At 44.5% G+C, this 24,703-nt stretch carries 25 protein-coding genes; 14 read left to right on the forward strand and 11 right to left on the reverse strand.

Features of this window, described 5'->3' with window-relative positions; all coding sequences use genetic code 11:
- The first annotated feature begins 127 nt into the window (after positions 1-127).
- Together dxs and AAA942_RS11280 are read left to right on the forward strand one after the other, a co-directional pair.
- A complete protein-coding gene (dxs, locus tag AAA942_RS11275; RefSeq protein WP_338220374.1) occupies positions 128-2,038 on the forward strand; it encodes a 1-deoxy-D-xylulose-5-phosphate synthase in 1,911 nt (636 codons plus the stop codon).
- A gap of 12 nt (positions 2,039-2,050) precedes the next feature.
- Positions 2,051-2,806 (forward strand): alpha/beta fold hydrolase, encoded by a 756-nt coding sequence (locus AAA942_RS11280; RefSeq protein ID WP_338220375.1) that lies wholly within the window; start codon positions 2,051-2,053, stop codon positions 2,804-2,806.
- Here AAA942_RS11280 and AAA942_RS11285 read toward each other — a convergent pair.
- The 5 genes from AAA942_RS11285 to AAA942_RS11300 form a co-directional block, all read right to left on the reverse strand.
- Positions 2,801-3,082 carry a DUF2442 domain-containing protein gene (locus AAA942_RS11285; protein WP_338220376.1) on the reverse strand — a complete coding sequence of 94 codons (282 nt, stop codon included), beginning with the start codon at positions 3,080-3,082 and terminating at the stop codon, positions 2,801-2,803. The genes AAA942_RS11280 and AAA942_RS11285 overlap by 6 nt on opposite strands.
- Positions 3,083-3,242: 160 nt before the next feature.
- Positions 3,243-3,383, reverse strand: a complete 141-nt coding sequence (locus AAA942_RS20330) for a DUF4160 domain-containing protein (RefSeq protein WP_445083339.1) — start codon at positions 3,381-3,383, stop codon at positions 3,243-3,245.
- A 42-nt stretch (positions 3,384-3,425) separates the two neighbouring features.
- On the reverse strand, positions 3,426-3,908 hold the full coding sequence (locus tag AAA942_RS11290) for a GAF domain-containing protein (protein ID WP_338220377.1): 483 nt from the start codon (positions 3,906-3,908) through the stop codon (positions 3,426-3,428).
- Entirely contained in the window at positions 3,901-4,920 is a 1,020-nt protein-coding gene (gene ribD / locus AAA942_RS11295; RefSeq protein WP_338220378.1) for a bifunctional diaminohydroxyphosphoribosylaminopyrimidine deaminase/5-amino-6-(5-phosphoribosylamino)uracil reductase RibD, read from the reverse strand. The genes AAA942_RS11290 and ribD overlap by 8 nt, the downstream gene beginning before the upstream one ends.
- A 2-nt stretch (positions 4,921-4,922) precedes the next feature.
- Entirely contained in the window at positions 4,923-5,717 is a 795-nt protein-coding gene (locus AAA942_RS11300) for a DUF4382 domain-containing protein (protein ID WP_338220379.1), read from the reverse strand.
- Positions 5,718-5,839: 122 nt separating this feature from the next.
- On the opposite strand from AAA942_RS11300, the gene dgt reads away from it, so the two are divergent.
- Positions 5,840-7,183 carry a dGTP triphosphohydrolase gene (gene dgt, locus AAA942_RS11305; RefSeq protein WP_338220380.1) on the forward strand — a complete coding sequence of 448 codons (1,344 nt, stop codon included), beginning with the start codon at positions 5,840-5,842 and terminating at the stop codon, positions 7,181-7,183.
- Positions 7,184-7,189: 6 nt separating this feature from the next.
- Here the strand turns inward: dgt and hflX are convergent, their stop codons facing one another.
- The gene (hflX, locus tag AAA942_RS11310; protein ID WP_338220381.1) at positions 7,190-8,452 is read right to left on the reverse strand and encodes a GTPase HflX; all 1,263 of its coding nucleotides are present in this window, start codon (positions 8,450-8,452) and stop codon (positions 7,190-7,192) included.
- A 184-nt stretch (positions 8,453-8,636) separates the two neighbouring features.
- Here hflX and rfbC point away from each other — a divergent pair, with 184 nt between their 5' ends.
- The 8 genes from rfbC (at position 8,637) to purU (ending at position 15,869) form a co-directional block, all read left to right on the forward strand.
- Positions 8,637-9,194, forward strand: a complete 558-nt coding sequence (gene rfbC / locus AAA942_RS11315; protein ID WP_338220382.1) for a dTDP-4-dehydrorhamnose 3,5-epimerase — start codon at positions 8,637-8,639, stop codon at positions 9,192-9,194.
- Positions 9,191-9,940, forward strand: coding sequence for a tyrosine-protein phosphatase (locus AAA942_RS11320; protein WP_338220383.1), 750 nt, complete (start codon positions 9,191-9,193; stop codon positions 9,938-9,940). The genes rfbC and AAA942_RS11320 overlap by 4 nt, the downstream gene beginning before the upstream one ends.
- 7 nt (positions 9,941-9,947) lie before the next feature.
- Positions 9,948-10,913: an NAD-dependent epimerase/dehydratase family protein gene (locus AAA942_RS11325; RefSeq protein WP_338220384.1), complete on the forward strand. Its 966-nt coding sequence runs from the start codon at positions 9,948-9,950 to the stop codon at positions 10,911-10,913.
- Positions 10,914-11,066: 153 nt separating this feature from the next.
- Positions 11,067-12,482 carry a tetratricopeptide repeat protein gene (locus tag AAA942_RS11330; protein ID WP_338220385.1) on the forward strand — a complete coding sequence of 472 codons (1,416 nt, stop codon included), beginning with the start codon at positions 11,067-11,069 and terminating at the stop codon, positions 12,480-12,482.
- Between the two features lie 17 nt (positions 12,483-12,499).
- Complete coding sequence (locus AAA942_RS11335; protein ID WP_338220386.1) at positions 12,500-13,270, forward strand: phosphosulfolactate synthase; 771 nt, start codon at positions 12,500-12,502, stop codon at positions 13,268-13,270.
- A 52-nt stretch (positions 13,271-13,322) separates the two neighbouring features.
- The gene (locus AAA942_RS11340; protein WP_338220387.1) at positions 13,323-14,258 is read left to right on the forward strand and encodes a DUF368 domain-containing protein; all 936 of its coding nucleotides are present in this window, start codon (positions 13,323-13,325) and stop codon (positions 14,256-14,258) included.
- A complete protein-coding gene (locus AAA942_RS11345) occupies positions 14,255-14,992 on the forward strand; it encodes a shikimate dehydrogenase family protein (RefSeq protein ID WP_338220388.1) in 738 nt (245 codons plus the stop codon). Before AAA942_RS11340 ends, AAA942_RS11345 begins: the two co-directional genes overlap by 4 nt.
- A gap of 22 nt (positions 14,993-15,014) precedes the next feature.
- On the forward strand, positions 15,015-15,869 hold the full coding sequence (gene purU / locus AAA942_RS11350; protein WP_338220389.1) for a formyltetrahydrofolate deformylase: 855 nt from the start codon (positions 15,015-15,017) through the stop codon (positions 15,867-15,869).
- Here purU and alr read toward each other — a convergent pair.
- Positions 15,866-17,020 (reverse strand): alanine racemase, encoded by a 1,155-nt coding sequence (alr, locus tag AAA942_RS11355; protein ID WP_338220390.1) that lies wholly within the window; start codon positions 17,018-17,020, stop codon positions 15,866-15,868. The two genes, purU and alr, sit on opposite strands and share 4 nt — an antisense overlap.
- An 87-nt stretch (positions 17,021-17,107) precedes the next feature.
- On the opposite strand from alr, the gene AAA942_RS11360 reads away from it, so the two are divergent.
- Entirely contained in the window at positions 17,108-17,686 is a 579-nt protein-coding gene (locus AAA942_RS11360; RefSeq protein ID WP_338220391.1) for a DNA-3-methyladenine glycosylase I, read from the forward strand.
- A gap of 21 nt (positions 17,687-17,707) precedes the next feature.
- Here the strand turns inward: AAA942_RS11360 and AAA942_RS11365 are convergent, their stop codons facing one another.
- From AAA942_RS11365 to AAA942_RS11380, 4 genes are all read right to left on the reverse strand, one after another.
- Complete coding sequence (locus AAA942_RS11365; RefSeq protein WP_338220392.1) at positions 17,708-18,277, reverse strand: hypothetical protein; 570 nt, start codon at positions 18,275-18,277, stop codon at positions 17,708-17,710.
- 185 nt (positions 18,278-18,462) lie between these two features.
- Positions 18,463-19,989, reverse strand: a complete 1,527-nt coding sequence (locus tag AAA942_RS11370; protein ID WP_338220393.1) for a sodium:proton antiporter — start codon at positions 19,987-19,989, stop codon at positions 18,463-18,465.
- A gap of 183 nt (positions 19,990-20,172) precedes the next feature.
- Positions 20,173-21,399 carry a Glu/Leu/Phe/Val dehydrogenase dimerization domain-containing protein gene (locus AAA942_RS11375; protein ID WP_338220394.1) on the reverse strand — a complete coding sequence of 409 codons (1,227 nt, stop codon included), beginning with the start codon at positions 21,397-21,399 and terminating at the stop codon, positions 20,173-20,175.
- 75 nt (positions 21,400-21,474) lie between these two features.
- Positions 21,475-22,548 carry an anhydro-N-acetylmuramic acid kinase gene (locus tag AAA942_RS11380; protein ID WP_338220395.1) on the reverse strand — a complete coding sequence of 358 codons (1,074 nt, stop codon included), beginning with the start codon at positions 22,546-22,548 and terminating at the stop codon, positions 21,475-21,477.
- Positions 22,549-22,646: 98 nt separating this feature from the next.
- On the opposite strand from AAA942_RS11380, the gene AAA942_RS11385 reads away from it, so the two are divergent.
- Together AAA942_RS11385 and AAA942_RS11390 are read left to right on the forward strand one after the other, a co-directional pair.
- Positions 22,647-23,363, forward strand: coding sequence for a type III pantothenate kinase (locus tag AAA942_RS11385; protein ID WP_338220396.1), 717 nt, complete (start codon positions 22,647-22,649; stop codon positions 23,361-23,363).
- Positions 23,353-24,636 (forward strand): hypothetical protein, encoded by a 1,284-nt coding sequence (locus AAA942_RS11390; RefSeq protein ID WP_338220397.1) that lies wholly within the window; start codon positions 23,353-23,355, stop codon positions 24,634-24,636. The genes AAA942_RS11385 and AAA942_RS11390 overlap by 11 nt, the downstream gene beginning before the upstream one ends.
- Positions 24,637-24,703: the final 67 nt, after the last annotated feature.

Raw genomic sequence — 24,703 nt, forward strand, 5'->3', positions numbered from 1 at the left:
ATTCAAATAAAATAATTGGAGCTCAGCGGAATAATGCTGTCTGGATAAAATCGAGCCCCTGGCATTACCTTTGAAACAAACTCTTTGTCTTGCAAGTTGTTTCACTCTAAAAGAAACTCACCCGACCATGTCAATATCACCTGGACCCATTCTTTCACAAATCAACTCCCCAGCGGACTTAAAGAAATTTTCGAAAGACAATCTGGTTCAAATTTGCGATGAACTTCGTCAGTTTATTATCGACAATGTATCTGTATATGGAGGTCATTTCGGGGCCAGTTTAGGTGTGGTGGAACTGACTGTGGCATTGCACTATGTGTTGAATACGCCAGAAGATCAGCTGGTGTGGGACGTAGGTCATCAGGCCTATGGTCATAAAATCCTCACCGGAAGAAGGGATCAATTTCATACCAATAGAGTTTATGGAGGCTTATCCGGCTTTCCAAAAAGAAAGGAAAGCGAATTTGACACGTTTGGAGTGGGGCACTCAAGTACCTCCATTTCGGCAGCTTTGGGAATGGCAGTAGCTTCCAAATACAAGCAATCCAACATCCAACATGTAGCAGTCATCGGTGATGGCTCTATGACAGGAGGAATGGCCTTTGAGGCGATGAACCATGCCGGTGTGAGTGACACCAACCTTTTGATTATTCTCAATGACAACTGCATGTCCATCGACCCCAATGTCGGTGCGCTCAAAGATTATTTGACAGATATCACTACTTCTCATACCTATAATAAGGTGAAGGATGAAGTATGGAAAATGCTGGGTAAGCTGAGTAAGTTTGGCAGCAGTGCCCAAGAAGTGATTTCTAAAGTCGAAGGAGCAGTCAAATCTGCCGTACTTAAGCAGAGCAATCTTTTTGAATCCCTCAACCTCCGTTACTTTGGTCCTGTAGATGGACACGATGTGGATCACTTGGTGGAAATTTTAAGAGACCTTAAAGATATTCCAGGCCCAAAGATTCTTCACTGTGTGACGGTGAAAGGCAAAGGCTATGAACCGGCCGAAAAGGGAAATAAAACGACTTGGCATGCTCCAGGGACCTTTGACAAGGTGACCGGAGAGATCTTCAAAAAGGTGCCTAGTTCACCTCAAGCTCCAAAATACCAAGATGTTTTTGGTCATACGATCGTGGAATTAGCCGAAAAGGACTCCCGGATTATGGGTGTAACTCCTGCCATGCCTTCGGGCTCTTCCCTCAACATTATGATGAAGGCAATGCCTGACCGTGCATTTGATGTGGGGATTGCAGAGCAGCATGCAGTAACCTTTTCTGCAGGATTGGCTACGCAGGGTTTAGTGCCATTCTGTAATATCTATTCGTCTTTTATGCAGCGGGCCTATGATCAGGTCATCCATGATGTCTGCTTGCAAAACCTTCCGGTAGTATTCTGTCTTGACAGAGCGGGATTTGCCGGAGCAGATGGACCTACTCACCATGGGGCCTATGATATCGCCTATTTCCGTTGTGTTCCCAATTTGGTGGTTTCGGCCCCAATGAATGAGGAAGAATTGAGAAACTTGATGTACACAGCGACTCAGTTTGGGGGTCCTTTCTCTATACGTTATCCTCGAGGCAACGGAGTCATGCCTGAGTGGAAAACTCCAATGCGCGAAATCCCTGTGGGTCAAGGCCGAATTGTGAAGGAAGGAGAAGACGTGGCAATCCTGTCCATTGGGCACATTGGCAATTATGCTGTGGACGCCTGTCAGACTTTGACTAAAGAAGGGTTGAGCCCTGCGCATTATGATATGCGCTTTGTTAAGCCACTGGATGAAGAGATGCTTCATGAAGTTTTTGGTAGATTCAAGAAGGTAATTACCGTTGAAGACGGAGCCCTGATGGGAGGTTTTGGATCTGCCGTGCTGGAATGGATGATGGACCATGGATACTATGCGCAAGTGAAGCGTCTGGGTATTCCTGATGCTGTCATTGAGCACGGAGAGCAGATTGAGCTTCACCGGGAGTGTGGTTTTGATCCTGAAGGAATTGCTGATGCCGTCCGCAGTTTGGCAGCAGTACAGATTGCCTAATCTAAAATCCTAATGATTAATTTTTTTGAAAAAGGACAGGGTAAACCGGTCGTCCTGATACATGGTTTTTGCGAAACCGGAAAAATGTGGCTTCCATTTGCGGAAGTCCTCTCATCCGATTTTCGGGTGTTTTGCCCTGATTTGCCAGGCTTTGGAGAGTCTCCGATAGCTAGTGACCGAATTACGTTGGAAGAGGTAGCAGTGCAGTTGGAGGAATGGATGGAGGATAATCAAATCCATAACCCTATTGTTATTGGACACTCCTTGGGAGGTTATGTCGCCTTAGCTTTGCTCGAACTGATGGGAAATAAAATCAAAGCTCTGGGATTATTTCACTCCACGGCTTTTGCCGACGATGAGGAGAAAAAGGAGATGAGAAACCGCACGGTCACATTTCTCAAAAAGAACGGAGTGGAAAAATTTGTCACTTCCTTTGTCCCACCCCTTTTTCCGGAAAACAGAAGAGAAGAACTCGCCTCTGAAATCCAAGCTGCAATCGAAGATGCCAAGCGATCCAGTCTGAATGGGTTATTGGCTTACACCCGTGCGATGCGGGATCGAAAGGACCGATTGGACGTCGTAAAAAACTTTTCAGGCCCCAAATTATTGATCGCAGGGACAGAAGACGGAGCGGTAAAAATTGAAGCAAGCAGAAAACTAAAAGAGGCTTTTACCCAGTATGTCGAACTGGAAGGAGTAGGCCATATGGGGATGATTGAAGCAAAGGAAAAGACTCTGAAAGTGGTCAGATCCTTTATAATTTCATAGAATCACTCCTGAATAGAGGTCTTCGATTGGAAAAATCATTTCATAATCATTCCAGATCAAATTTCCATCCTTAATCTTAAATAATTTGAAATAGTCTTGCTTGAGACATTTTCTGATTTCGGGATGAGATGAATTACTAAGAAACTTTTTAAAATCAACCTTATTGGTTTTCCCATCACTAAATTTTATTTCCAATACATAATCAGCAATCCATGTGGCCAGAATTACCTCGATAATGGGATTGTCTTCCTGATATTTATCAACCTGAATTATCACTTTAGTTTTGAATTTATTTTTTCAAACTCGACCCTCTTATGGTATATAAAATAGTCTACCCACTTTTCAACGATTTTTAACCCAAACTTATTCAAAAATTCCTGGAAATGTTTTAAATCATTGTTTTTCAAGGGCCTTTTTCCGAAAACCGAACTAATAGTTATTTTTCAATTTGCCCTTCTATAATCTCGAACTCAGCTTTGGATTCAAATTCTCCTTTTTTAGCATGGACATGAATGGGTTCATGTTCATTAGAGTAAAAGAAAAGTATAATTCCGAAGTATTCGAAAATCTTTGGCATATATGTAATTATATACCAATAAGTTAAGAATTTGTCTCCTGCTTACAAGCTCTTTCCCAAAATCACCATCAATTCTTCCATGTACTTTTGGTCGATCTCGTCAAAGTCTGCCAGTTGATCGCTGTCCACATCCAATACCATTGCTACTTCTTGTTCTTTGAATACGGGAACCACTATTTCTGATTTGGATGCAGAACTGCAGGCAATATGCCCAGGGAAGGCATCCACATCCGGGACCAGTTGGGTTTTCTTTTCTTTCCAGGCTGTTCCGCAAACCCCTTTTCCAAAATTAATTCGGGTACAGGCAATCGGCCCCTGGAAGGGTCCGAGTACGAGCTGCTCATTTTTCACCAAATAAAAACCTACCCAAAAGAAACCAAATGCCTCTCTGAGTGCTGCTGCGATATTGGCCAGATTGGCATAAAGATCAGGCTCACCGGTGATCAATGCTTCAATCTGCGGAATTAGGGATTCGTATTTCTCAGCTTTGGTAGCTGCTTTAGGAAGAAATAGGGATTCAGCCATGGTAATAGATATCAAGTCGGTCTGTGCCGATGAAAAGGGTTTCTGATGAATTTTGGTTCAATTGGGGAGCAGGAATTCCCTCTTCAAATTGGGTAGAAGAGGTAAATACTCTGCATTCATCCCAGAGCTCGGATTGAATGAACTGATTCAGGACTTGACTTCCTCCTTCGACAATCAAGCTTTGAATTTTTCGATGATTTAAAGATTCCAAAATGCTCTTTGGAGTGATTTTTTCCATTTGGATCCACTCCAGATTTTCCTCTTTTTTTTCCAAAACCGTGTTGAAAATCAAGGTTGGGATAGTCCGGTCTAATAGGTTAAGGTCAGAAGATAGCTCCAATTGAGAGTCAATAACGATTCGGACGGGATTTTTGCCCACCCAATCCCGTACATTCAGGGAGGGATTATCATAGCGGGCCGTATTTTTCCCTACCAGAATCGCATCTTCTTCGGCTCTCCATTGATGGACGAGTTGTCTACTTTGAGAATTGCTGATCCACTTGGAATCGAAGTTGGGTCGGGCTACAAAACCGTCATGAGTCTGTGCCCATTTAAGCATCACATAGGGACGGTTTTTCTCGATTTGGGTGAAAAATCGCCGGTTTTGCCATCGGGCCTCTTTTTCCAAAACTCCTGTTTCGACTTCGACTCCTGCATTTTTTAGGATTTCAATTCCTTTGCCACCCACTAAAGGATTGCTGTCTTTGGCAGCGATGATTACTTTTTTCACCCTTTTTTCCACCAAAAGATTGGCACAGGGTGGGGTTTTTCCCCAATGGGCACAAGGTTCCAAAGTGACATAGACCGTACTTTCGGGAAGCAAATCCGGATTTTCTACAGCCTGAATGGCGTTTACTTCGGCATGAGGTCCTCCATACTGCTGATGCCAGCCCTCTCCGATGATTCGACCTTCATGGACAATCACGCAACCTACCTTTGGATTGGGGCTAACTCTCCCCATTCCGTTTTCAGCCAATTCCAAAGCCCGCCGCATGTAGTCTTCTTTTTGCATGCCTATCTCTTGCTGAGTGTGACCCGATCTGCTGTGGTTCGCTGCCCCTCTGTCACTTGTACATTCAATAGAGTGTCGGCCACATAGGCTTCATCCTTAGGATCGATAAATAGTGTATAGGTGCCAGGTTCCAAACGGAATACATATGTTCCACTTGCATTCATATGCGTGCTCAGGGAGTCGCTATCCCGTATGGCATAGATCGCAGGCTGGAGGGTAGTTGGGGAAATGCTGCCTTGGACAGTTCCCAAGCCTATTCCTGAGTAAATATCCAAAGTGGGTTGAAAAGAAAATGCCAAGGGGTCTGTTTGGGTCGTTTTGATGGATTTTTCCAAGTCAAAATCAATAATCACATCGTAGGATATGCCAGGTTCCAGTCGGATCGATAGGTCTCCTGAGAAATCGGTTTGACCATTGGGAAGTCTAAGCGGATATCCCCTTTCTCCCTGATAAAGGAAGTTATTTTCCCCAAGCCTCAAGGTGGCTTTAGTGATATTTCCTATTTGAAACTCCCTTCGGGAAATAGGAAGAATATCACCACCCACCAACAGAGAAACATTGACCTGCTTATTGCCGGGTTCGTATGGAAGAAACATGGATTCTACCTGCCCTTCTCTGCCCGATGGGACAAATTCAATCTCCACTCCCCGCAGTTCTACCACGACCGAATCCCATTGGGCAGGTGCATCCACCAAAAAGATATTGACCAATGCTTTTGGACTTTCGTCTGGGCTTGTGCAACTAAAACCCAGAAGGAGACTGAAAAAAAAGCTGAGAATATTATTGAAGTACTTCACGGAGTAAAGTTAGTCTAATTGATTCATTCCCGAATAGTTTTTGGAGTATGGTCCTTCAAAAGCTCAGTCAATTATCCTTGAAATTGGCTTTTTTTGGATTGGTGTTTCTATTTTTGAGCATGATGAAATGGGAAAGACTTTTGGCAAAAGGGCGATTTGGAGACAGTCCTTTGAAAATCAATACCAATGCCGGCCGGAGTGAATTTGAAATCGACTATGACCGGATTATTTTTTCCGCCCCATTCCGCAATCTTCAGGATAAAACCCAGGTTTTTCCTCTTCCTGATCAGGCTTTTGTCCATACGCGATTGACCCATAGTCTGGAGGTGTCCAGTGTGGGGAGGTCCCTTGGGAAAGGTTCCGGAGAGATCCTGATCAATAAATTTCCAAATCTTCAATCCCTGGGTATTGACTCTTCTGATATAGGAGCCATAGTAGCAGCTGCGGCATTGACTCACGATATAGGAAATCCGCCCTTTGGTCATGCAGGAGAAGAGGCCATTTCGGATTTCTTTCGCCTCCATCCCGAAGGAAAATGCTGGGAGAGGCATGTCCGAATAGATCAATGGGCAGACTTGATCAATTTTGAAGGAAATGCCCAAGGTTTCCGAATGCTGGTATCAAAGGAGTCAGGGTTGAAACTGACCTATGCCACCCTGGCGGCCTTTACCAAATACCCAAGGCCAAGCTTGATAGCCCAACGGGATATCGCCCGAAAAAGTCAAAAGAAGTATGGCTTTTTCATCAATCAGCTGGTTGATTTTGAGCAGATGACCGATGTGTTGGGAATAGAAAAGCTGAGCAGCGATTCTTGGGTGCGGCATCCCTTGGCCTTTTTGGTGGAGGCAGCAGATGATATCTGCTACAGCATTATCGACCTGGAGGATGGGTGCACGATGGGCTTGGTGGATTTTGAAGAAACTGTAGACCTGCTAAAGCCTATCCTAGGAGATCTTTTTGATCCGGAAAAGCTCAAGGATCGCTCAATAAGCCAGAATTTGGGGGCTTTACGGGCATTAGCTATCGGGAAATTGATTCAGGAAACGGTGGAGGTGTTTGCTCAATATGAGGAAAACATGCGCAAAGGCACCTTTGACAAGGCCCTTACAGATATGATTCCCTCGGCCAAGGCTTTGGGTGAAATATCACGAGTATCTGTTCAGAAAATCTACCGATCCAAAGTAGTTCTGGAAAAAGAAGCGGCAGGATTTCAGGTTTTGGAGGGATTGCTTTCGGTATTTTCCAGAGCACTGTATCACCACTTCTACCAGCCGGAAGCCTTCTCCGGTCAAGACAAAAGCATCCTGAGACTCCTTCCGGAGGATTTTCCGATGAAAGGCTGGGGCGCAGAGGTGAATCCTTATCCGCTGCTGAGATCTTTAGTGGATTTCGTGGCAGGAATGACAGATAAGTACGCCCTAAATCTCTTTCGAAGAGTGAATGGCATTTCTATTCCCGGATTTTAAGGAATTCTATTCTTCAGATTTCCCTTTCCAATCTACTACCTCATCTTCCAGATAGTGAGGGTAGATTTTCCTGTGTTGTTTTTTCACCTCTGCGATCAAAGCATCCCTGAATCCATCCACGTTTTCTCCTGTGCCAGCTGCCATAAAAACAGGCTTGATTCCGTTTTTCTTTTCATAAGCATCTGAAAGGGCTTTGAAATCCAGATAACGGGTTTCCTGAAGCTCATGCTCGCTGATATGCATGGATTCCTCTTCGGTGGGCATCTGCTGGACTTGGTCAATTTTATTGAATACCAGCAGGACAGGTTTATCTCCGGCTTTGATTTCTCTCAAAGTCTGAGAAACGACGGCAATATGATCTTCAAAAGCATGATGGGATATGTCCACCACATGAACCAGTAGATCTGCTTCCCTGATTTCATCCAGAGTAGATTTAAATGATTCTATCAGATGAGTGGGGAGCTTGCGGATAAATCCGACGGTGTCTGAGAGGAGAAACGGGACATTATCCAGGACGACTTTCCTTACCGTGGAATCCACCGTGGCAAAAAGCTTGTTTTCTGCGAGGATGTCTGTTTTGGTGATTAGATTCATCAGGGTAGATTTCCCCACGTTGGTATATCCTACCAGGGCTACCCTGACAACACCTTTCCTTCCCTTTCTTTGGGTCACTCCCTGCTTTTCGATTTCACGAAGCTTTTCTTTGAGCAGGGTAATTTTGTTTCGGATGTCCCGCTTATCCGTTTCGATTTCTTTTTCACCGGCACCGCCCCGGGTACCTGTTCCCCCCCTTTGCCGCTCCAAGTGAGTCCACATTCGGGTCAATCTGGGGAGTAAATACTGGAATCGAGCCAGTTCTACCTGAGTTTTGGCCTGAGCGGTCTGGGCTCTTTTCAAGAAAATATCCAAAATAAGCAGAGAACGGTCATAGATTTTAACCTTGAGCTCATTCTCCAAATTTCTCATTTGAGAAGGTGAAAGGTCATCATCAAAAATGACCATGTCTACCCCAAAATGCTCCACATAGGCTTGGATTTCCTCCAGCTTTCCTTTCCCTACGAAAGTCCGGATGTCCGGTTTTTCCATTCTTTGAGTAAATCGATAGAGCGTCTTCACACCCAGAGTTTCAGCCAAAAAGGCCAATTCCTCGAGATGCTCTTCGATTTCCTGGTCACTTTGCTGCTGTCGGATCAGGGTCACCAAAACAGCAGTTTCTACCTTGGGTGCGGTATCGTAGAGGTTTTTTATTTTTCTGGAAAGTTTACTCATGGTATGATATTCGGGGGAAAGCGCTTGCCTTATCCGGCAATTGGCCTGCCTTAGAGGATTTTAAAACTCAACCTTTTTGGTGGAATCTTAGTGCAAATTTGGGGATATTTCCCCACAATAGTTAGGATACTCTCTGGTAGAGTGGTTATTTTGCCCTCCAATAAACCGAAGAAAATATATCCTCATGGCGGAGTTGCGAAAGATACCCAATCTGGATGGCCTGGTGGAAATTTTTCCGCGAGTCTTTCATGATGACCGAGGATATTTCTTGGAGTCATTTCGGGAAGATTGGCTTACCAATTTGGGAATAGAAGAGAGGTGGGTGCAGGACAATCAGTCATTTTCTCAGAAAGGAACGGTCAGAGGACTGCATTTTCAGCATGAGCCTCATGCTCAAGCCAAGCTCGTTCGGGTAGTAAGCGGCAAGGTGCTGGATGTAGTGGTAGATTTGAGGAAAGACTCACCGACTTTCGGGAAGTATTTTTCCACTGTTTTGGATTCAGAGCGATTCAATCTTTTTTATGTTCCCAAGGGATTTGCTCATGGGTTTGCTGTTTTGGAGGATGCTGTATTTGTCTACAAATGTTCTAATTACTACAATCGCGAATCCGAAGGGGGGATTTTGTGGAATGATCCTGCCTTGGCTATAGATTGGGGAGTAAGTGATCCGATTATCTCAGAAAAAGATAAACTTTGGCCTAGCATTCAGGAATTTAAAGAACAAACAGGAGGACTCTCATGAGCTGGTTGGATTTTCTAAAAAGAAAGCAGGAAGTAATTGAGGATTTGGATTTGAGCTGGCTGGGTTCAGACATGCATTCCCATTTGATCCCTGGCATAGATGATGGCTCCAAGTCCATGGAGGAATCTCTGGACTTGCTGAGGTCTCTGGAAGGATATGGACTGAAGAAGGTGATAACCACACCCCATATCATGTCCGAATACTACCGGAATACTCCCGAAATAATCCGGCTGGGACTGGAAGATTTGAAAAAAGCCGCAAAGCAGGCAGGGATCGCACTTGAGATTGATGCAGCCGCGGAGTATTATATGGACGAGATTTTTTTGGATAAAGTCAAAGCAGGAGAAGAGTTGCTCACCTTTGGGGATAAGTATATTTTGGTGGAAACAGGCTTTATCAATAAGCCTCAAATGCTTCTGGATATCATTTTTAATCTCGAAATGGCAGGATATCAGCCAGTACTTGCTCATCCAGAGAGATATCAGTATCTGATTGCTGACAAGAAACTTCAGGAAGAACTAATTGACAGAAAATTGATTTTTCAGGTTAACCTTCTTTCACTTACCGGGTTTTATTCCAAGCAGGTAAAGGACTTTGGAGAAATGCTGATTGAGCGTGGGGTAGTTTCTTTTTTAGGGACGGATTGCCACAACTCCCGCTATGTCGAGATGCTTGGAACTTTGCCGAAGAACCAAAAAGTGTATCAGAAAATCAAAAAAATGGAATGGCTGAATTCCAGGCTTTGATCTTTTTATGAATATCCTAATCACTGGTATTACAGGCCTTTACGGCAGTCTTTTAGCCCAAGAATTTTCCAAATTGGGCAATATTCACGGGCTCAAAAGGAAAGATTCTAAGCTGGATTTGTTGAAGCCCTTGGATTTTGAAGTCCATTGGCATGAGGGGGATATCCGGGATATGGAGTCGATGCTCTCAGCAGTCAAAGGGATGGACTTGGTGGTTCACGCGGCAGGAATGGTGTCCTTTCACCCCGGAGAAAAAGAAGCACTATATGCGATCAACACCCAAGGCACTGCAAATGTGGTCAATGCAATGCTCACAGAAGGTATCGAAAAGCTCCTCTATGTGAGCTCTGTGGCCGCAATAGGTCGATCACAAGAATTGAATCTGGTTGACGAAAATTTCAAATGGATAGAGTCACCACTCAACACAGATTATGCGATCTCAAAATATTGGGGTGAGTTGGAAGTGTGGAGAGGACAGCAGGAAGGACTCCAGGTTTTGGTAATCAATCCGAGCATTTTGATAGGGAAAGTAGCCCATCACCGGAGCAGCACCGCCATCTTGGACTATGTCATCGATGGGAATAAATTTTATCCAAAAGGAGACCTGAACTATATTGATGTAAGGGATGCCGCCCTTTTGGCAAGGCAACTTGTAGAAAAGGAGGCTTGGGGAGAGCGATTTATTCTAAACAAAGAAAGTATTCCCTATCAGGATTTTTTCGGCAAAGTAGCAGATGTATTATCTCTTAAGGCGCCGTTTATTCCCATTTCTAAAAAATGGGTAGGATTAGCCTCATTTATCAATCGGATTTTGAAGGCCCTTGGCTTAAGCAAAAGTCCTCTCAATAGTCAAACGGTACGGATTGCCCAACAAAAGACCTTTTATAGCAATCGAAAAGTTCAAGCCCTACTCGGCTACCGATACCATTCTCTAGAGGATAGTATCCGATGGGCCACAGGAGAGGAGAAATAAACTTATTTGGCCAAAGTGCTGTTCACCTGAACCGTAGCGAAATGCCTGATTGGATTTGGATTAAAAAATTTATTCTTACCAACAAATTTTAACCCCGGGACATTTTTCGTTACTCGATTAATTGGTATCTTATGAAAACCTTAACCTATTCGAATGACTGGAGATCATGATCACGACTGGGAAGAAGATAAAAAGCTCGTCGAGCGCTTTGAAAACTCCCTGAAATCCAACCTGGACCTCTATTTCGAAGAAGAAGAACTGGAAGACATCATCCGCTTTTACTTTGATCAGCAGAAATTCCTGAAAGCCCTCAGAGCCTCGGAATATGCCTTGGAAAAATTCCCCTTTTCGGTAGAAATTCGTCTACTTCAGGCCCAGTGTCTGATCTTCAATGACGAGCTGGATGAGGGACTTTCCATCTTGGAAAACCTCAATAACCTCTCTCCCAACAACGAAGAAATCCTTCTTGCCTTGGCCAATGCCAATATTTTGGCAGGAAACCCGCAAGAAGGCATTGATTTGCTGGAAAACTTCCTGCCTTTGGCTGAAGACAAAGCGGAGGTGTATTATTCTCTGGGGAATTTATATCGTGCCAAAGGAGACAATACCAAAGCCAGCGAGTATTTCAAAGAGGCCGTCAAAAATCGTATCAATCACGAAGATGCGCTTTTCCAATTGGCCATGATTACTGAGGAAGAAGGCTCTTTTGACGAGATTCTGGAGTTTTATCAGGAGTTTATCGATCAGGATCCCTACTCAGCAGGAGCTTGGTATAATCTTGGCGTGGTCTATAACCGTCTGGGAAGATTCGAAGAGGCGATCAGCGCCTACGAATATGCTCTCTTGATTGATGATTCCTTTGCCTCCGCCTATTTCAACATGGGTAATTCGCTGATGAATACCCAACAGTATGAAGCGGCTTTGGAAGCGTATCAGAATACAATCAATTGCGAAGGAGCCAATGCTGAAAATTGCTGCTACATGGGAGCGGCCTACGAGAAACTGGGAAAAATAGACGAGGCGTTCAAGTATTTCAAAAAGTCTGCAAAACTGGACGAAGAATACGACGACGCGTGGTTTGGTTTGGGGATGTGCATGCTCAAAAAGGAAAAGTATTTTGAAGCCATTCATTATTTCAAAAAAGCCCTCAATCTCAATAAAGACAATCCCAATTACTGGGTAGGACTGGCTGATGCTGAGTTCAATTTGGGCAATCTTCAGGCAAGTTCAGAAGCTTATGAAGAGGCTATCAATCTGGAGCCTGGAATCATGGAGACCTATGTCAACCTCTCGGTGATTTATTTTGAGCAAAATCGATTTGAGGAAGCAATTGATGTGGTCAAAGAGGGAATTGACGAAACCCCGGAAGAAGCAGAACTCCACTATCGCATGGTGGTTTACCTGATAAAAATGGGCAAATACAAAGAAGCGTTTTCATATTTGGAAAATGCCTTAACTTTGGACTTTGATAGGCACACCATCTTGTATGACCTTATGCCCGAACTTAAGCAACAAAAGGCTATCTACAAGATCATTGCCCAGTATAGGGACGATCATCCCTCTCTCTAAATATTAAAACCTGGCGAATGAATTACGAATTGAAGAACATCCCTGTACGGACGGATAAGCCACGTACTACGGGATTTACTATGGCTATGGACAAGGGATTGAGCCTCAGAGAGACAGAGGACTTTGTCGATAGCTGTTCCGATTATGTGGACATTGTCAAACTTGGATGGGCGACCTCCTATGTGACCAAAAATCTGGCTGAAAAAATTGCTGTTTACAAGTCCGCAGGTATTCCTGTTTACTTCGGGGGGACACTTTTTGAAGCGTTTATTGTCCGAGGTCAATTTGACGATTACAGAAAAGTTTTGGACAAATACGGATTGGAATTTGCCGAAGTCTCTGACGGGTCGGTATCTCTCAATCACGATAAAAAGTGTGAATTTATCTCTACCCTAGCTCAGCAGGTTACTGTCCTTTCTGAAGTGGGGTCCAAGGATGCCGCCAAAATCATCCCTCCCTACAAGTGGATCGAACAAATGCAAACCGAACTGAATGCAGGTGCTTGGAAAGTAATCGGAGAAGCACGTGAAGGAGGAAATGTTGGTCTTTTCCGTGATTCAGGAGAAGTACGTCAAGGTCTGGTGGAAGAAATTCTTACCCAGGTGCCGGAAGAAAAGATCATCTGGGAAGCACCTCAAAAATCTCAGCAAGTTTGGTTTATCAAGCTTTTGGGTGCTAACGTCAACTTGGGAAATATCAGCCCTTCTGAAGTGATTCCGCTCGAAACGATCCGATTGGGTCTTCGTGGAGATACTTTTGATCACTTTCTGGGAGAAATCAAGCTCTAAATCATTTAACTTCAAATAGGCTGATCGGATTGTCGGTCAGCCTTTCTTTTTTATGAACAGCATCAAAAAATACGGGCTAAACTATCTCAAAGGGATGGCCATGGGAGCAGCAGACATTGTTCCCGGGGTCTCCGGAGGCTCTATTGCCCTGATTGCAGGAATATATCCCCGCCTTTTGGATAGTATTAATTCCTTCAATCTGGCCAATCTCCGTCTGCTCAAGGATTTGGAAGTCAAAAAATTCTACAAGGCTGTAAATGGGACTTTTCTCCTCAGTTTGCTATTGGGAATATTGACAAGCGTGTTTTTGCTTTCCCGCCTCATTACTTACCTGATGGAAGAGCACCCCATTCCCCTGTGGTCTTTTTTCTGCGGATTGATTTTGGTCAGTGCCTTTTTGATTCTGAAAAATATCCAAAGATGGCATCTAGGTGTGATTCTCGCTTTGATTCTAGGAACCGCACTGGCTTGGTGGGTGACTAATCTTCCTCCCACTACCACCCCTGATGCCTATTGGTTTACATTTCTGGCCGGGGCCATTGCCATCTGTGCCATGATTCTACCCGGGATCAGCGGGAGTTTTATCCTTTTGATTTTGGGAAAATACGAGACGATTCTAAAAGCCGTCTCCGAAAGGGACCTGCTCACTTTGGCAATTTTTGCTTCAGGATGTGTGGTTGGGATTTTATCCTTCAGTCGGGTGATTTCTTACCTGCTGAAAAAATATTATTCTGTGACCATTGGCTTACTTTCCGGATTTATGCTGGGGTCAGTTAATGAGCTTTGGCCCTGGAAAATTGTCACTTCCTGGAGAACCTCCTCGAGCGGAGAGCAAAAGCCTTTTTTGACAGAAAATATTCTTCCCACAGAATATCTGGAGAAAGTAGGCGAGCAGCCACTCATTCTTTCCGCTGTTCTAGCTTTCCTCGGAGGAATAGGAATAGTATTGCTGATCGAATGGCTGGCTTCCAAATTGCAAAAAGCATGAGAAAATTCGGGCTGATAGGCTATCCCTTGGGGCACTCTTTTTCCAAGAAATACTTCACCGCGAAGTTTGAACGGGAGAAAATTGCCGATTGTCAATTTGACCTTTACGAAATCCCTCAAATCGGAGATTTTCCGAAGGTAGTACAGCAAAATCCTGAACTGGAAGGGATGGCAGTGACCATTCCTCACAAAGAGCAGGTCATGGCTTACCTTGATGAATTGGACCCGGCATGTCAGGCCATCGGTGCGGTTAATTGCATTCAAATCAGGAAAGGGAAGAAGAAGGGATTTAATACGGATTATATCGGATTTAAGCATTCCCTTCAAGCCTGGTTGGGAGATCAGATTCCTTCAGCGTTGGTTTTGGGTACAGGCGGTGCCTCCAAAGCCGTGAAAAAGGCCTTGGAAGACTTGGGGGTTAATTTTCTCTCTGTTTCCCGAAGTGAAAGCCAAGGTGTAGTTACCTATGAACAGCTTCAATTACAGCCTCAACTGCTTTCTGACTTTCCCCTTCTGATCAATACTACCCCTTTGGGTACTTTTCCCAAGGTAGAAGGAATTCCCGATTTGCAATTGGATCAGTTGACCGCTTCCAATCTGGTTTATGATTTGGTTTACAATCCTCCGGTCACCCGATTGATGAAGGAATGCTTGGACAGTGGAGGGAAAGCCAAAAACGGGCAGGATATGCTGGAACTCCAAGCTGAGGCAGCCTGGAAAATATGGAATTCTTAAGCAGAACAAACTTTCGACAGCTATGAAAAAGGCCATACTTATCATTCAGTGCCCGGACCAAAAGGGAATTGTGGCTGAAGTTTCCCGTTTTCTTTTTACCTATCAGGGCAATATTCTGGAAGTAGACCAGCATGTGGATGAGGAGATGGGGAGATTTTTCATGAGAGCTTCTTGGGAATTGGATTCATTTGCGCTCAGAGAGGATGAGATCAGTCCCCGGTTTGCAGAGGAGGTGGCAAGAAGGTTTGGAATGGAGTTTTCCCTGCATTTCAATTTTCCCAAACCCAGGATGGCCATTTTTGTGAGTAAACTATCCCATTGCCTTTTTGATATCCTGGGAAGGCATCATTCGGGACAGTTGGAGGTGGATATCCCTTTGGTGATTTCTAATCATGCCGATTTGGGAGATGTAGTCAGGGCTTTCGGGATTCCTTTTCACCACATTCCAGTCACAGCCCAAAACAAATCAGATGCTGAAAACCGTCAGCTTGAGCTATTGGAAAAGCATCAAGTGGACTTTGTAGTCTTAGCCAGATACATGCAGATTCTATCCGGAGACTTTATCCGAAGCTTTCCCAATCGGATTATCAATATTCACCATTCTTTCCTACCCGCCTTTGTGGGTGCAAGACCCTATCATGCAGCCTATGAGCGCGGAGTGAAAATCATCGGGGCCACTGCCCACTATGTCACAGAGGAGCTGGACGCAGGACCGATTATCGAGCAGGAAGTAGCCCGGGTACGGCATCACAATACAGTTTCTGAATTGGTGCAAATCGGTCAGGATGTTGAAAAAGTGACGCTTTCCAAGGCGATCAATTACCACCTTGACAGAAAGGTTTTGCCTTTCCGAAACAAGACCATCATTTTTTACTAATCCACAACTTTTCGTGGGATTTCTGAAGGGAGCCGACTGAGCATTTCATAATTGACCAAGTGGGAGGTCTCTGCAAACGAGGCGACTGTGATTTCATTTTCCCCTTGATTTCCGATCAAAATCACTTCCTCCCCTGGAGTATATTCATTTAAGTGGGAGATGTCCACAGCGATCGCATTCATGTTGACCGTCCCGATCACCGGACAAAATTGCCCCTGAATCAGCACCTGTCCCTGATTGCTAAGATTTCTGCCGTATCCATGGGAATAGCCTATGGGGACTATGGCCAAGTTCAAATCTCGGGGAGCGCAAAAGCTCAGGCCATAGCCTACAAACTCACCTTTTGCCACTTTCTTGAAACTCATGATTTCTGACTTCCAAGTCAAAAGGCGCCTCAGGGGGTTTTGATTTTCTTTTTCCAAGGTATGCTTCAGTAAGGAAAAAGTCTCCTGAGTCGGCCAGAATCCATAACTGGCAATGCCGATGCGGACCATATCCGCGTGAGTTTCCGGGAAAAGCAAGGTGGCTGCCGAACAGGCCGTGTGGGTTCTCTCGAAGTAAATTTCTTCTCTCTCCAGGCTATTTTTGAATTCCCTGAATCTTATAATCTGCCCTCGCACCCGCTCGTGATTGACGGAGCTTTCTGCTCCTGCATAGTGGGTACAGATGCCCTTTAGCGCTAGATGGACTTCGTTTTCTTTCAGAATTCGAATCAGTTGGGGTAAATCAGAATTCTCGAAGCCGGTTCGGTGAAAGCCCGTTTCCACTTCCACGTGGATTTTGGCAGGCCTCCCCACCATTTTTGCTGCCTGAATTGCCAGCTCTAGACGACAGAAATCAAAAACATAGAACTGGATATCCTGTACAATCAATTCCGGTAACTCCTCAGGGTATAGCATACCCATGATCATGATTTCGGATTCCTGTTTTTTTGCAGAATTTACTTTTCTAGCCTCATCTGAGCTGAACGTGCTAAAATGCCGGATTCCTGCATTTTCGGCTATTTCTACCATTTGGGTAATTCCGTGACCGTAGGCATTCCCCTTGACCACGGCTGAGATTTGGGTAGTAGGAGGAATCCGAGTCCTTAGGAATTCTATATTTTGAGCGTAAGCCCCGGCACTTACTTCAAGTCGGGAGGTATGATGCATTTTTCCTTTGTATAGGTAAAGCGCAAAAAATAAGGTGCTAAAAAAGGAATTCCCAATTCTTGCCTACTTTTATCCAAATCCTTTTCTATGCCTTCTTCTGAAATCATTCGTTGCCCATGGTGTCTGGGTTTTCCGGAATACATCCACTACCACGATACGGAATGGGGAGTGCCTGTGTATGACGACCGGGTTCAATTCGAGTTTTTGGTTTTGGAATCGGCCCAAGCTGGATTGAGCTGGGCTACCATATTGAAGAAAAGAGAAGGCTATCGAAGGGCATTCGCCGATTTTGATTATCGGATTGTTGCTGATTTTCCGGATAGCTATGTGGAGGAACTGCTTCAAGACAGTGGAATCATCCGTAATCGGCTGAAAATTTTGGCTACGATCAACAATGCACGGAGATTTCTAGAAGTCCAATCCGAATTCGGGACTTTTTCCAAGTACATTTGGAGTTTTGTAGGGGGCAAGCCCATTCAAAATTCACTCAAGCGAGGAGTCCCCTATCCAGTGACTTCTCCCGAATCAGATGCTTTGGCCAAAGACCTGAAAAAAAGAGGGTTTAAATTTCTGGGGTCCACGACCATTTATGCCCACATGCAAGCGACAGGCCTAATCAATGATCACCTGACAGATTGTTTTCGACATCAGGAGCTTAGCTTGTAAATGACTGAAATCAGACCGGATTTACTTTACGGTCAGATTGATTTCATCAAAATATATTTTGCCCAAGGTGAGAGTGGGTACATTTAGACTTACCTCGATCCGTTCTGCATCCTTCGGAAAGTTATCCAAAGTTGCCTTTACCAAAACCCAATCAAAATCGCCTTGCATATCCAATGCGGTAGATTCTCCACTGATTTGATTAATCTGAGGAAATGTCCTTACCATAATATATACCCTTCCCCCTGCGGTGAGGTCTTGGACATTTTCTCCTTTGATAAAGGCTACCAGTTCTACAGTACTTCCCGGTTCAGGCATTGGCCCAGTATAGTTTTGTGACCAAGCGGCGGCAGAAGCCTTTTCCCGGACTGGGTTTTCAACGAACAGGGAACGGTTTCCACTTACAAATACCTCCCGGCTTACTCCCATTTGGATTCCGTCAGGATTGGAAGGTTTCCATGGATCTACCGAGTCGGGGAACTGTGATAAATTGGGATTAAGCATCAATTGAGTTCCACGGGGAAGAAAATCCTCTTCTTGACAGGAAAATAAGATAGCGAGCAGAAACAATATGGAGAGTGTCGGTTTTTTCATTTTGGCAGAAAAATGGGGAAGTCAACTTGTTTGAAGTTACTAATTTGTTAAGACAACCTTGCAGAAAATTTCAAAATCTTTGAAAAAAATATTTTCCATTTTAGAAAATGAGTTTGAGCTTAAATAAAAAAGCCTTCTCAAGAGATTTTAATTCTTGAGAAGGCTCATTGGAGTAAATGGAATAATTAAGCAAATGCAATAAACACCAGCCAAACCAAGAATAGAATCGGCAGCAAAATAGGAATGGAGAATCGGATAATGTAGCCGAAGAAGGATGGCATTTTGATTCCGTTTTGTTCAGCAATGGATTTGACCATGAAGTTGGGCCCGTTTCCGATATAAGTCATAGCCCCAAAGAAGACTGAGGCGATCGAAATTGCCAGCAACTGGAATGTGGTGTCGGAATCATTCATCGTGTTGGCTGCAAATTCCCTTACCTGAGCAATGTTACTAATCTCGGAACCCTCGGAAGCCATAGCCGCTGCCAGGAAGTTGAGGTAGGTGGGCGCATTGTCCAAAACTGCGGAAAGCGTACCTGTACCCCAATACAGGGTATTCGGCGTAATCAAAACAGCTCCTTCGGGAGACTTGGCAAAATTGCCCACCAGTTCCAAGGCAGGCATCATCGTCCCAAATATTCCGATGAAGATAAAAGCTACCTCACGAATAGGTTCAAAGTTGAACTCATTGCCTTTGAGTGCCCGCTGATCAGCAAACTTATAGGAGAAGAAAGCCACAGAGAGCATGATGATTTCTCTTAAGAATGAGAATTTTTGACCGTCATAGACAATTGCAGGCACGCCTTCGATCACATTGGGATCTAGAAATACTGCACAAATGACCACGAGCAACCAACCGAAATTTTTGGTGCCTACCATGGAGAATTTGTTGGAATAGGCCACTTCCTCGGCATATTCTTCGTCCGCAGCTTGGCCAAATTTCTTGTCAACAAAATAGAAAATCAAAGCCAAAAGGGCCAGAGCCATGGCCCAGGCAGGCCAGTTGTGTTCAATGGTCCAGAAGAATGGAACGCCTTTCAAGAAACCCAGGAAAAGAGGCGGATCTCCGATTGGAGTCAGTGAACCACCCACGTTGCTGACCATCAAAATGAAGAATACAATATGATAGGCTTGGATATTTGCTTTGTTGAGTCGGATAAACGGTCGGATCAAAAGCATGGATGCTCCGGTGGTACCTATCAGATTGGAAATCACCGCGCCGATTAGTAGTAGGGCTACATTGGCTGTTGGGGTGGATTTTTTGTCAATCTCAATCAAAATTCCTCCTGATGCTACATAAAGCGAAGCCAAAAGGGCGATAAACTGTACATACTCTGCGAGTGCATGTACGGGACCGTGGACATTGTCAAGTACAAAGAGATAGTATAGGACTACCAAAATGGCGAAACCAACTGCGATTTTGGGATAATTATGATGCCAAAAGTGCTCATAAAACAAAGGCCCTGTCGCAATCATTAGCAGCAAAGTCACAAAAGGAATCACCAACCAAGCAGGAGCAGAATGATGAGCTTCTCCGTGGCCCTCCTCTGCGTGGATTTGCGCAGCATCCCCGGAATGAGTGTCTGTATCTGCATTAGCTTGAATCAATTCAACAGAATCAACCATTCCATTGGCTAAAGTCTCACTGGCTTCTACCAAACCAAAAAATAATATTCCGAAAAGAAGAGCAAAACTTATTAAATATTTCTTCATTGGGTCGATTGACTAGGCTGGGGTTCTCTATTTCGATAAATTATCTAATTTTTTAAAACTTTTTTATCAAAAAGAGCAACTGCTAAACTACAATTTTTGAGGGTAATTGTCCAAACTTCAAGATATACCCCCGAATGATTTCACCAAAAGATAATGCATCCGGGGGATAGGGGTAATCAGTTTTTACACGAGTTGTGCCAAGGCTATTTCAAAGGATTTTTGAGCGATTTTTGTTTTGGCCTGACTTTTTTCGAAAGTTTTGGTTAGTGCTTTTCTGATGGTTTCGGATACATCGGAGAAAATGGCCTGATCGGTGACTTCTGCTTTGTCACTCATGAGGTAGGCAAATACCCTTGCCATTCCACAATTGGCGATAAAGTCAGGAATTACAGCTACTCGATCATCGGTCCATAGGCCAGTCGGTCCGAAGAAGATCTCAGGATCTGCAAATGGCACATTTGCACCACAGGAAATTACTTCCAGTCCTGCGTCGACCATGCGTGCTGCTTGTTCCTGGGTGATCAGTCTCGAGGCAGCTGCAGGGATAAAGATCTCACTTTTCAGATCCCAGATTTTGGCATTAATTTCCTCAAAAGGAATCAGGGAATCATGGGTAAGTTTGTTACCAATTCGGGCAAGAAAGAGCTCGCGTATTTCATCAAGAGAAAATCCTTCCTCCCGAATCAATCCTCCATCCCGATCGATTATGCCTACAATTTTTACTCCTTCTACTGCCAAGAAGCAAGCTGCTGCAGCACCGACGTTTCCCCAGCCCTGAATGACTGCTCGCTTTCCCTCTATTTCTCCCCCCCATATTTTATAATAGTGTCTTACTGCTTCTGAGACTCCATATCCGGTAATCATGTCGGCAACGGTATATTTTTTGGGGCCATTGGGAGTAAACTTGGGATCTTCCAGCACCTTGGAGACTCCTTGTCGGAGTTGACCGATTTTGCGGATTTTCTGAGGTTCATTGGCATGAAAATGCCCATTTACGATCCCTTCCTGTGGATGCCAAAGGCCATAGGACTCCGTGATGGGAATGACTTCGTGGATTTCGTCTACATTGAGATCGCCTCCGGTACCGTAGTAATTTTTGAGCAAAGGCATGACTGCCTTGTACCATCGCTCGAGAACACCTGATTTTCTTGGGTCGGCTGGATCAAAGTTGATTCCTGACTTGGCTCCTCCTATGGCAGGTCCTGAAACTGTAAACTTCACCTCCATGGTTTTGGCAAGAGATTCGACTTCTCGCTTGTCCAGACCTTTTCGCATGCGTGTACCTCCGCCTGCCGCCCCTCCTCTGAGGGAGTTGATGACTACCCAGCCTTCTGCTTCGGTTTCGCTATCGCTCCATTCGAAGACAATTTCCGGCTGTTTATTCTCAAATTTTTTGAGCAGATCCTGCATCTTTCTATTGGGTTTATATTCGGGCCCAAAAATAGAAAAATAAAAACGTCTGCTTCAATGCTTTGGGATGACTGGTCAGGAGTAAATCACCCCTCCGGTAGAGTCTTTTTCTGCTCCGGTGACCGAAGAGAGGGTATTGGTCTCTCCCAGAATTCTCAACAATCCCAAAAATCCGAAAATCAATGCTTCCTTAAATTCAATCAATTCTTTACCGGAAATATATTTTTCCCAAGAGCCTTTCAGGTAATGATTCAGTCTCTCCTCAAAAAAGGAATGGTATGCACCTCCTCCTGTAATCAGGATCAGGGGTCTCTCTTTGGATTTGTTTTCCATAATCACCCTGGCAATCTGAAAAGCGTAATGCTCGGTAAGTGTACGAAGGGTGTCCTTTGGTGAGAGGCCGGATTTTTCAAGAAGAGTTAAAAAAACATGTTCCATATCTTCTCTGCCAAGGGACTTCGCTCCTTTAAGTTGATAATAGTCCAGCGCATTGAGTTCATTAAATAAAGGAAGGTTCAATTCCCCTTTTCTGGCCCATTCTCCTCCCCTGTCAAAAGGTTTTCCCAGCTTTTGGGCTTCGGCATTCAGCAGAAGATTGAAGGGACTGATGTCAAAAGCGACTCTTTTTCCTTCTTTTTCAAAAGAGATATTGGATATCCCTCCCAGATTGAGGCAAAAATCTACCTGAGGGAATAGCAGCTGATCTCCAATAGGCACCAAGGGTGCCCCCTGACCACCCAGCTGAATATCCCGCATTCGGAAATCATTGACTACCTGCTCTCCGGAGGCTTCGCGCAAGGCCCATCCGTTACCAATCTGCAGGCTGAGCCCATGCTGGGGCTGATGAAAGACGGTATGCCCATGGGAGGCGACTGCCAGTGGTTTGAGCTGAAATTCATCGCAAAAATCCCGGACCTGTTCACCCATCCATCTGCCAAATTCCACATCCAAAAGTGCCAAATCCAAAGCTGAAAGAAGGTGAGCTCGGGAAAGCTGTTCTCCCAAGGCTTTTGGAAAGGGAAAAGTTTTGGCCTCTTCGATATCAAACTGCCAAGACTGCTCTTTCTTGAAATGAACAAATGCCACATCCAATCCGTCACCGGAGGTTCCTGACATTAGGCCGATCATGGAATGGTTGCTTTGGGACATGGGGCATCGGGTTAAAGATTGTTAAGTAATCGGGTGTATCAAAGATAATTGGAGGAATGGAAAAGGCCCGTTCTTATTTCTGTCTATTTTCGCCGCTGATGAGCAATCTCGTAGTAGATATCGGCAATACCCGTATCAAATCGGCGGTATTTGAAGGGAAAGAACTCTTCGAGGAACATACTTTCTCCTCGCTGGATTTGGCTGTGGAAAAATGGGCTGAAATCTCTTTCTCTAAAGCATTGGTCAGTTCTGTCAAGTTCGCCGAAGAAGAGCTAAAAGAAAAGCTTCATTTTTCCTTCCATTTTCTGAGTTCTCAAACTCCCTTACCCATTTCCAATGGGTATGCTACTCCACAGACTTTAGGCTTGGATCGTATTGCAGCTGCTGTGGGAGCTTGGTCCCTTGCTGGAAAAGGGCCCGTGGTCGCTGTAGACCTAGGTACCTGTGTGACCTATGATGTGGTGGATGAAAATGGAAGATTCCTAGGCGGGGTGATAAGTCCCGGCTTGGAGATGCGGGCCAAAGCCATGAATTCCTTTACTGCCCGGCTTCCCTTGGTGGAGCTGAAAACCAAGCCGGAATCATTTGTAGGCGATACCACTACAGCCTGTATGCAGTCGGGAGTTTGGTATGGTCTGGAGTACGAGCTATTGGGTCATCTCGAAGCCTTTCGTCTTAAATTTCCTGAAATTCGGGCATTTATCTGCGGGGGAGACGCTCATTCTTTTGTTTCATTGGCAAAAGACCACATATTTGTAGTCCCAAATTTGGTCCTCCACGGATTGAATTGCATTCTAAACCACAATGTTGAGTAAAATAGGGTTGAAATCTCTAGGGCTGTTGTGCGCCCTTTTTGTCATCTTTTCGGGCCATGCCCAAAACAGTTCCTCTGTGTACACTGCAGTGGGTATCGGTGAATTTAACTACTCCGGTCTCACTCATAATCAGGCCATGGGCGGTCTGGGGATCAGTTATGGTACGGGATGGCATGCCAATGTGGTCAATCCGGCGCTTTCCACCAGCAATACCATTTTTAACTTTCAGGTGGCATTCAATTACGACCGTTCCAATGTGGCCAATGGAGAGGAATCTACTCTCGTGGATGGAGGAGGATTATCTTATATCGCAGTGTCTTTGCCCTTTAAGCCCGGAAAATTTACCTCCGGGATTGGTCTCAGCCAGGTGACCAGTGTGAATTATAATCTTCAGGTATCGAGCCAGGTGGACAATTCTGATTTGACTGCCAATAATTTCTTGACGGGAGATGGAGGTATTTCTGAGGCTTATTTAAGTTTTGGCTATTTATTGGCAAAAAATCTTAGCATCGGTTTTCACGGATCCTACCTTTTCGGATCCACCATCAGAAACAATCAACTGTTAGTTTTTAATGAAAATAATTCGGAGGTAGGCAACCCATCAGAATATTATGAAAGATTAACAGTTTCCGATGTGGGCTTCAAAGTGGGTGCCCATTACCAGTTAAAGGTGGCAGATCAAAGAAATCTACACTTTGGTGCCATTTATCAGAGATTAGGTAACGTTAGTGGAACCGGTTTTGCAAAATTGGCAGGAATTGGCCAAGCTAGCGACCCGGATTCAGATGGAGACCTCATCGCCAATGATGTAAAGGGAAGTATTTATATCCCAGAACTTTATGGATTTGGCGTTTCCTACGAAAAAATGAACAAATTCGCCATCGGCTTGGAAGGTCAATATCAGGACTTTTCAGAATTTAGAAACTTTTTCGGAGATCCTCTGAATCTTCAAGCAACCCAAAAAGTGGGGCTTGGTTTTCAGTTTATTCCCGATTACCTGAACTTTGACAATATCTTCAACCGGGCCACTTACCGCTTCGGATTGGAGTATCAGCGTACCCCTTACGTGCTTAATCAGACTGAGGTCACAGATATTGGCATCAACTTTGGAACTTCGATTCCTGTGAATCAACTATCCCTGATCAACTTTGCTTTCAAGGCGGGAAGAAGGGGGACTTTGGAAAACGGACTAATTAGAGAGACGTATGTCAACTTTACATTAGGCCTCTCTCTAAACGATAATAGCTGGTTCTACAAGCGGGTATTTGAATAAAAAAAAGTGAATTTAAACCAAAACAGGAAAAACCAGATTATTAAATAGCAACCGATTAAAACCTTAC

The sequence above is a fragment of the Algoriphagus sp. oki45 genome, assembly GCF_036245605.1.
Classification (GTDB): Bacteria; Bacteroidota; Bacteroidia; order Cytophagales; family Cyclobacteriaceae; genus Algoriphagus.

Bases quoted from the DNA above. Each gene is read 5' to 3' on its own strand.
- ribD (WP_338220378.1), bottom strand. From the start codon at position 4,920: ATGCAAAAAGAAGACTACATGCGGCGGGCTTTGGAATTGGCTGAAAAC.
- rfbC (WP_338220382.1), top strand. From the start codon at position 8,637: ATGGCGGAGTTGCGAAAGATACCCAATCTGGATGGCCTGGTGGAAATT.
- AAA942_RS11280 (WP_338220375.1), top strand. From the start codon at position 2,051: ATGATTAATTTTTTTGAAAAAGGACAGGGTAAACCGGTCGTCCTGATA.
- AAA942_RS20330 (WP_445083339.1), bottom strand. From the start codon at position 3,383: ATGCCAAAGATTTTCGAATACTTCGGAATTATACTTTTCTTTTACTCT.
- purU (WP_338220389.1), top strand. From the start codon at position 15,015: ATGAAAAAGGCCATACTTATCATTCAGTGCCCGGACCAAAAGGGAATT.
- alr (WP_338220390.1), bottom strand. From the start codon at position 17,020: ATGCATCATACCTCCCGACTTGAAGTAAGTGCCGGGGCTTACGCTCAA.
- AAA942_RS11290 (WP_338220377.1), bottom strand. From the start codon at position 3,908: ATGGCTGAATCCCTATTTCTTCCTAAAGCAGCTACCAAAGCTGAGAAA.
- AAA942_RS11345 (WP_338220388.1), top strand. From the start codon at position 14,255: ATGAGAAAATTCGGGCTGATAGGCTATCCCTTGGGGCACTCTTTTTCC.
- AAA942_RS11385 (WP_338220396.1), top strand. From the start codon at position 22,647: ATGAGCAATCTCGTAGTAGATATCGGCAATACCCGTATCAAATCGGCG.
- AAA942_RS11320 (WP_338220383.1), top strand. From the start codon at position 9,191: ATGAGCTGGTTGGATTTTCTAAAAAGAAAGCAGGAAGTAATTGAGGAT.
- AAA942_RS11390 (WP_338220397.1), top strand. From the start codon at position 23,353: ATGTTGAGTAAAATAGGGTTGAAATCTCTAGGGCTGTTGTGCGCCCTT.
- AAA942_RS11330 (WP_338220385.1), top strand. From the start codon at position 11,067: ATGACTGGAGATCATGATCACGACTGGGAAGAAGATAAAAAGCTCGTC.
- AAA942_RS11325 (WP_338220384.1), top strand. From the start codon at position 9,948: ATGAATATCCTAATCACTGGTATTACAGGCCTTTACGGCAGTCTTTTA.
- AAA942_RS11370 (WP_338220393.1), bottom strand. From the start codon at position 19,989: ATGAAGAAATATTTAATAAGTTTTGCTCTTCTTTTCGGAATATTATTT.
- AAA942_RS11365 (WP_338220392.1), bottom strand. From the start codon at position 18,277: ATGAAAAAACCGACACTCTCCATATTGTTTCTGCTCGCTATCTTATTT.
- dxs (WP_338220374.1), top strand. From the start codon at position 128: ATGTCAATATCACCTGGACCCATTCTTTCACAAATCAACTCCCCAGCG.
- dgt (WP_338220380.1), top strand. From the start codon at position 5,840: ATGAAATGGGAAAGACTTTTGGCAAAAGGGCGATTTGGAGACAGTCCT.
- AAA942_RS11340 (WP_338220387.1), top strand. From the start codon at position 13,323: ATGAACAGCATCAAAAAATACGGGCTAAACTATCTCAAAGGGATGGCC.
- hflX (WP_338220381.1), bottom strand. From the start codon at position 8,452: ATGAGTAAACTTTCCAGAAAAATAAAAAACCTCTACGATACCGCACCC.
- AAA942_RS11360 (WP_338220391.1), top strand. From the start codon at position 17,108: ATGCCTTCTTCTGAAATCATTCGTTGCCCATGGTGTCTGGGTTTTCCG.
- AAA942_RS11375 (WP_338220394.1), bottom strand. From the start codon at position 21,399: ATGCAGGATCTGCTCAAAAAATTTGAGAATAAACAGCCGGAAATTGTC.
- AAA942_RS11380 (WP_338220395.1), bottom strand. From the start codon at position 22,548: ATGTCCCAAAGCAACCATTCCATGATCGGCCTAATGTCAGGAACCTCC.
- AAA942_RS11335 (WP_338220386.1), top strand. From the start codon at position 12,500: ATGAATTACGAATTGAAGAACATCCCTGTACGGACGGATAAGCCACGT.